The sequence below is a fragment of the uncultured Dialister sp. genome (genome assembly GCF_900538805.1).
GTDB lineage: Bacteria > Bacillota > Negativicutes > Veillonellales > Dialisteraceae > Dialister.
This window is the reverse complement of the sequence record NZ_UPZP01000124.1, coordinates 1-5,469: the sequence shown is the minus strand read 5'-3', so window position 1 is coordinate 5,469 and position 5,469 is coordinate 1. Positions and strand designations below refer to the sequence as shown.

Sequence of the window (5,469 nt, the reverse complement as noted above, 5' to 3'; positions counted from 1 at the left end):
TAAGGAGTCCCATGACGAAGCAGTGCATAAAAATTCTTATAAAAGCAGACTCTATGAATTAATCAGTGCTTCCCTAGGCTGCATCGTTTTTTATTTCAAAAATCAGGCTTCTTCTTTGCCCCGGAGCCTTTCGTCGCATTTGGCAATGAGGGCGGCAGAGTTTACTCCTGCATCCCGGCACATGATGCCGATGGTGGTTTTCATGTCGGAGGGCATGGGAATTTTTTCTTCCTGGAACACAGGCAGGAGCTGGGGATACATGGTGAGGATGGTCTCCATGGGGGTATCATCGGTGAGAAGGGGCTTCTTATACTTGTCTGCAATGAATTCATTCATTTCGCCGATGATTTCAAACACGTCCATGCCATGGGACTGGGCGGCCTGCCACAGGTTTTCATCGTAGGATACGAAACAGCCTACGCAGGACATGCCGTATTCCATGAGGAAAGGCCCCATTTCCGGATATACTTCAATAATCTGCATAATGTTGTTTTCCGGACGGACAAAATCGCCTTCCTTCAGCGGCGGTACGTCGGGAGAAGAAAAGCCGCCGCCGAAATAGTCGCCGTTTTCTCCGGCGGAGGCGCCGGGCATGGTATTTCCAAGAACCGCATCCCGGAAGGCTTCATAGCCGATTTTGTCGATGAACTCTTCCATGGACTGGTAATTTTCATGCTCCAGGTAGTAGGTGCAGGCCTTGGTCATAATGGAAAGGGCGTCGGAGGGGAACTGGGCGAAGGCAAAGAAGGTCTTCTTTCCGGTGTAAATATCCCAGCCGTCGGACATGCCTACGGAACGGATGGGAAGAGGCGTGGTCATGGTGCAGGTGAGAATGCAGGAAGGCCAGGAACCGAAGGCCAGAAGGCCCAGGTCCTTCAGCGTATCCTCCACATCATCCTTTGCCAGGCCGGAAATGATGGGACGGCCCTTAGGGTCAAGGATATAGGTGCCCTCATGCTTTTCGGACACCTCCTTCATTTTGTGCTTGAATTCATTCCGTCCTTCCGTAATGTCGGGAATAAAATCGATTTCAAGAGAAAAAGTCAGATTATCTGCTGTCATACATAAGCTCCTTTCAAGAGGCTCTATTACATACATTCATACTTTTCTATCTTATCACGGCCGGGCCATTTAGGCAAGTTGAGGTGAGATGCCAGGTAAGTATGGTGCCATGTCGAGTGGGAAACTGTGAGAGAAAAGTTTCCTGTTGGTGTGAAACACAATGGAGCCATGGCGGACAGGAAACTGTTTGCAAAAGGTTTCCTGCTGGGGTAAAACGCAATGGAGCCATGGCAGACAGGAAACTATAGGCGAAAAGTTTCCTGTCGAGTTGAAACACAATGGAGCCATGGCGGACAGGAAACTATAGACGAAAAGTTTCCTGTCGAGGTGAAACACAGTAGAGCCATGCCGAGTAGGAAACTATAGGCGAAAAGTTTCCTGTCGAGGTGAAACGCAATGGAGCCATGGCAGACAGGAAACTATAGGCGAAAAGTTTCCTATTGAGCTGAAACACAATGGAGCCATGGCGGACAGGAAACTGTTTGCGAAAGGTTTCCTGTGGAGATGAAACGCAATAACGTCATGTCCGACAATGGAAACTATCCACTTTCTCCCCAAACATGGTACAATATATCAAATCCATCTGTGTTCTTCTACAGGAGGCACGAACATGACAACGTGGAAGAAAAAAATAACGGCGGCCCTGCTGGCTGCGGTATGTCTTACGGGGGCGGCAGCGCCTTTGACGGTGGAGGCGGCCACCACCACCCAGAAAATCATTTACGGGGCGGCGGCACTTCTTTTTATTTCCAGCTATTATACCCGCATGGATGACCGGGCGGGGCTCCAGCTTCTGGACCAGTGCCAGCAGCAGACGGGGGTCTATGAATCGGCGGAGGCGGACAACCGGGTGCAGTCCATTTATGAAAACATCCGGAACACCGGCGCCGTGGAGCGGAATTACAATGTGTACGTATCCCCCAGCGAGGACATTAATGCCTTCATGAGTCTTGGCGGGGTGCTCTGCGTGAACAAGGGCTCCCTGGATGCCTTTGACGACGATGAGCTGGCTTACGTCATGGCCCATGAAATTTCCCACGGTGAAAAGCGGCATAACGTGAACGGCGTGAAGAAGAGCGTAGGCCTCATTACGGCTCTGGATATTTATCTTGGAAACGATGCGTCCTACGGCGAATACCTCCTTGGAAATATTGCGGCCAACTATGTGGCCAATGCGGTATTCACCAAGGACCAGGAGAAGGAGGCCGACGACCTGGGTTTCCAGTACCTGGTGGAAGCGGGCTACAATCCCGGCGGCGGAGCAGCCTCCATGCAGGTTTTGAAGGATAAGTACGGCGAAAGTTCTCCCTCCGGCATCAAGGCGGTGCTGGCACCGGGGAATCATCCCAAAACAAGCGACCGTATCAATAAGAACCTGAAATGGATGAAGCAGTATTCCGGCGGCCATGTGGATGTGAAGGACGGCTGGATCGTGGTGAACGGCGAGAAAACCTTCCAGCCTGCCGCTGCCGGCCGCTACACCGACAAGGAAAGAACCTTCCTCACCGCCGGCAAGCTGGATAAGCTGTACCATAAAGGAAATGTGCCGGATGCGGTCATCCAGGATGACACCATTTACTGTGGAAATACGGCGGTATACAGTTTGTCGTCTGCAGAAGACGGAAAGCTCTATGTGGCAAACCTGAATAAAGGCATTGCCAAAGACCGGGGCGAAGCGGTAAAAAGCGATTTTGACATCGACTCCCGCAGGGAAAAGATAGAAAAGAAAGCAAAGGCAGCGGAAAGGAATGGCACTGGCGATGAAACTGAGGCAGGTGCCATTCCCGAAGCAGGCTGATAGAAAGGATTGTATCGTTTAAATTATGAAAAAATTATTGGCTCTCCTTGTACTGGCGGTTGTATTTGCAGGCATTGCCTTCGGCATTCTGGCTCTCATTACCCCGGAGCCTCCGAAGAAACCGGAGCTTCCCCCTCCGCCGAAAGCGGGAGCCGTATCGGCGGCTCTGATAGACGGGAACACAGGAGAAATCCTGGCGGAAAAGGAGGGCACCCTGAAGGTGTACCCTGCCAGCACCACCAAGATTCTAACCTGCATCATTGCATTGGAGGAAGGAAAGGATAAGTTGGAACAGAACGCTGTCATTTCCCAGCGGGCCATGAAACAGGACGGCACGAATCTTGGCATTCGTCCCGACATGCCCCTGTCCCTGCACCAGATGCTCTACGGCATGATGCTCATTTCCGGCAACGATTCCGCCGTAGCTGCAGCGGAGACGGTGGGCGGCACCTATGACCGCTTCATTGAAATGATGAATGAAAAGGCCGCCGCCATCGGTGCGAAGAATTCCCATTTCGCAAACCCCAACGGCCTCACCAATCCAAACCATTACACCACCGCCGAGGACATGGCAAAGATTGCGGCCTATGCCATGAAGAACCCCGATTTCCGGGATATCGTGAAGAGAAAGACCTATCCCATGACTTATCGAAACGGCATTTACCGGAATGTGGAAAACAGGAACGAATTTCTCTCCAGCGGCTATGAAGGAGCCAACGGTATCAAGACCGGCATGACCGAAGCCGCCGGCGACTGTCTGGTGGCATCGGCGGAAAGGGACGGCCAGCTCATCATTGTGACGCTCTATAATGACTCCAAACGGTGGCAGGATGTAAAGACCTGGCTGGACTACGGTTTTGCCGCTGCCAAAGCGGAGAAGGATTACCGGGAAGCACTGGCGGCGGAACCGGGGATTTATAAATTCGTGAACCGCGTGCTGGGAAAGGAGCCGAAGGAAGTGAATGGTTAAAAAGAAAAAAGCACCCTTCCTGAAGCGCCTTTTCCCGACGAGCCCCATGCTCCGCATCATCTTCGTGGTGGTGACCATTATTACTGCTTTCGTGGTGGTGCAGAATGTATACCATTTCGTACAGGTAAGGCAGCAGGAAGCGGAGCTTTATCAGGAAAGGGACCGGCTTACAAAGGAAAAAGAGGAACTGGAGACAAAGAAGAAGGACCTGGAGGATCCGGCGAAACTGGAGAAAAAAGCCCGAGACGACCTGGGCCTGGTAAAACCGGGAGAAGTTCCCTATGTGCGATAAAAAAACTGTGAGGAAATGTGCAGTCATTTTCTCACAGTTTTTTATGTTTCTGTAAAAATTCTTATAAAAGCAGACTCTATGAATTAATCAGTGCTTCCCTGGCAGGCTGGCAGGCTGGCAGGAGTGACGGGCAGGGCGGGGAGGGGGACCGCGTACACGGTCAGCCAAATAAAAGGAGAGAGCCTTAATGGGCAGGCTAGGCGCCAACTTTGGCTGACTTGCACATCCTCTGCCGGATGTGCACAGTGGAAGGGGATGCCGCCTTTGGCGGCATAGAAAACTCATCGCCCTTTAGGGCGATACCACAACCCTCGGGCCAGGGCCCGTCAAGCCTGAGAACCTTCAGCCGCCAAAGGCGGCTGTCCATCCTAAGAACCCTCCGCGCCCGAAGGGCGCGGCCCTTTACCATTCCGATGCGTGGTCAAGGAGCCAGCCGCCGGCGGTGCAGGCGGGGCAGATGCAGTATTTCACGCCCTTATCCTTTGCTTCATGGGCAGCTTTGGAAAGATTTTTAGCGGTATCGGCGCCAAGGACTTTGGCTCCTTCTTCCGATTCAAAGAAGGGAATCACATGGTCGATGGAGCACACATCTTCCTTCAGTTCCTTCTTGAGGGCAAGGGCGGCGTCCTTTTCTCCGTCTGTGCCGGCAACCTTCAGGTAGGCTTCGCATACATCCTTTAATCCCGCATAGCAGCTGGGGGCATTCATGACTTCTTTCACTTTTTCAATGATTTCTTCTTTTGCCATTTGAATCATCCTTTCTTAACGTTCCGGTTCAAACATCATATGGGACGTGGCTTCGGCAGCCACGGTGCCGTCTTCATGGAGCACCTGGGCCTCCATCACGGACAGGGGGCCTTTCCGCTTCACTTCATGGCAGATGACCTTCACCGTTTCCCCGATAAGTACGGGAGAACGGAAGCGGGACTCCATTTTTCCGGTGTAGGCGGGAATGCCTGTATTCAAAAAGAGGTAGTTGCCCATGACCTCATCCATGAGGGTCATAATCAGGCCGCCGTGCATGCGGTCGTTATAGCTCTGGTGTTCATGGGAGGGGGTAAAGAAGGCAAGGCAGCCGCCGGGAATGGAAAAGAAGCGGAGATGAAGGCCTATGGGATTTTCATTTCCGCAGGCAAAACACATGCTGTAGGCAGGGCCTCCGGTGAGTTCTTCCAGGGGATGCCCCAGCTTTTCCTCTTCTTTCTTCAGAAGAGCCTTCTCTTTATCATTTAACGGGTATGGTTCTTTTTTCATATAAGGCCTCCTTTAGGGAAGCACTGATTAATTCGCAGAATCGAATTTCATATGTATTTTTATCCAATGCTGCGTCATCAGTCTCCTTAAATA

General features: G+C 51.9%; 6 protein-coding genes. 3 read left to right on the top strand and 3 right to left on the bottom strand.

The window, feature by feature from the left end; genetic code table 11:
- Window positions 1-102 precede the first annotated feature (102 nt).
- Complete coding sequence (locus QZQ29_RS08705; protein WP_296962391.1) at window positions 103-1,062, bottom strand: DUF1858 domain-containing protein; 960 nt, start codon at window positions 1,060-1,062, stop codon at window positions 103-105.
- 610 nt (window positions 1,063-1,672) lie between these two features.
- Between QZQ29_RS08705 and QZQ29_RS08700 the strand changes: the two genes are divergently transcribed.
- Genes QZQ29_RS08700 through QZQ29_RS08690 form a run of 3 tightly spaced genes read left to right on the top strand, consistent with a single transcriptional unit; the run spans window position 1,673 to window position 4,122 of the window.
- The gene (locus QZQ29_RS08700; protein WP_296962389.1) at window positions 1,673-2,860 is read left to right on the top strand and encodes a M48 family metallopeptidase; all 1,188 of its coding nucleotides are present in this window, start codon (window positions 1,673-1,675) and stop codon (window positions 2,858-2,860) included.
- Between the two features lie 25 nt (window positions 2,861-2,885).
- Complete coding sequence (locus tag QZQ29_RS08695) at window positions 2,886-3,830, top strand: D-alanyl-D-alanine carboxypeptidase family protein (RefSeq protein WP_296962387.1); 945 nt, start codon at window positions 2,886-2,888, stop codon at window positions 3,828-3,830.
- A complete protein-coding gene (locus QZQ29_RS08690; RefSeq protein WP_296962385.1) occupies window positions 3,823-4,122 on the top strand; it encodes a cell division protein FtsL in 300 nt (99 codons plus the stop codon). The genes QZQ29_RS08695 and QZQ29_RS08690 overlap by 8 nt, the downstream gene beginning before the upstream one ends.
- Before the next feature lie 402 nt (window positions 4,123-4,524).
- Here QZQ29_RS08690 and QZQ29_RS08685 read toward each other — a convergent pair whose 3' ends face one another.
- Both QZQ29_RS08685 and QZQ29_RS08680 read right to left on the bottom strand, forming a co-directional pair.
- Window positions 4,525-4,869, bottom strand: coding sequence for a heat-shock protein Hsp90 (locus QZQ29_RS08685; protein ID WP_296962384.1), 345 nt, complete (start codon window positions 4,867-4,869; stop codon window positions 4,525-4,527).
- 15 nt (window positions 4,870-4,884) lie between these two features.
- Window positions 4,885-5,376 carry a PaaI family thioesterase gene (locus QZQ29_RS08680; RefSeq protein WP_296962382.1) on the bottom strand — a complete coding sequence of 164 codons (492 nt, stop codon included), beginning with the start codon at window positions 5,374-5,376 and terminating at the stop codon, window positions 4,885-4,887.
- Window positions 5,377-5,469: the final 93 nt, after the last annotated feature.

Bases quoted from the DNA above. Each gene is read 5' to 3' on its own strand.
- QZQ29_RS08685 (WP_296962384.1), bottom strand. From the start codon at position 4,869: ATGGCAAAAGAAGAAATCATTGAAAAAGTGAAAGAAGTCATGAATGCC.
- QZQ29_RS08705 (WP_296962391.1), bottom strand. From the start codon at position 1,062: ATGACAGCAGATAATCTGACTTTTTCTCTTGAAATCGATTTTATTCCC.
- QZQ29_RS08680 (WP_296962382.1), bottom strand. From the start codon at position 5,376: ATGAAAAAAGAACCATACCCGTTAAATGATAAAGAGAAGGCTCTTCTG.
- QZQ29_RS08690 (WP_296962385.1), top strand. From the start codon at position 3,823: ATGGTTAAAAAGAAAAAAGCACCCTTCCTGAAGCGCCTTTTCCCGACG.
- QZQ29_RS08695 (WP_296962387.1), top strand. From the start codon at position 2,886: ATGAAAAAATTATTGGCTCTCCTTGTACTGGCGGTTGTATTTGCAGGC.
- QZQ29_RS08700 (WP_296962389.1), top strand. From the start codon at position 1,673: ATGACAACGTGGAAGAAAAAAATAACGGCGGCCCTGCTGGCTGCGGTA.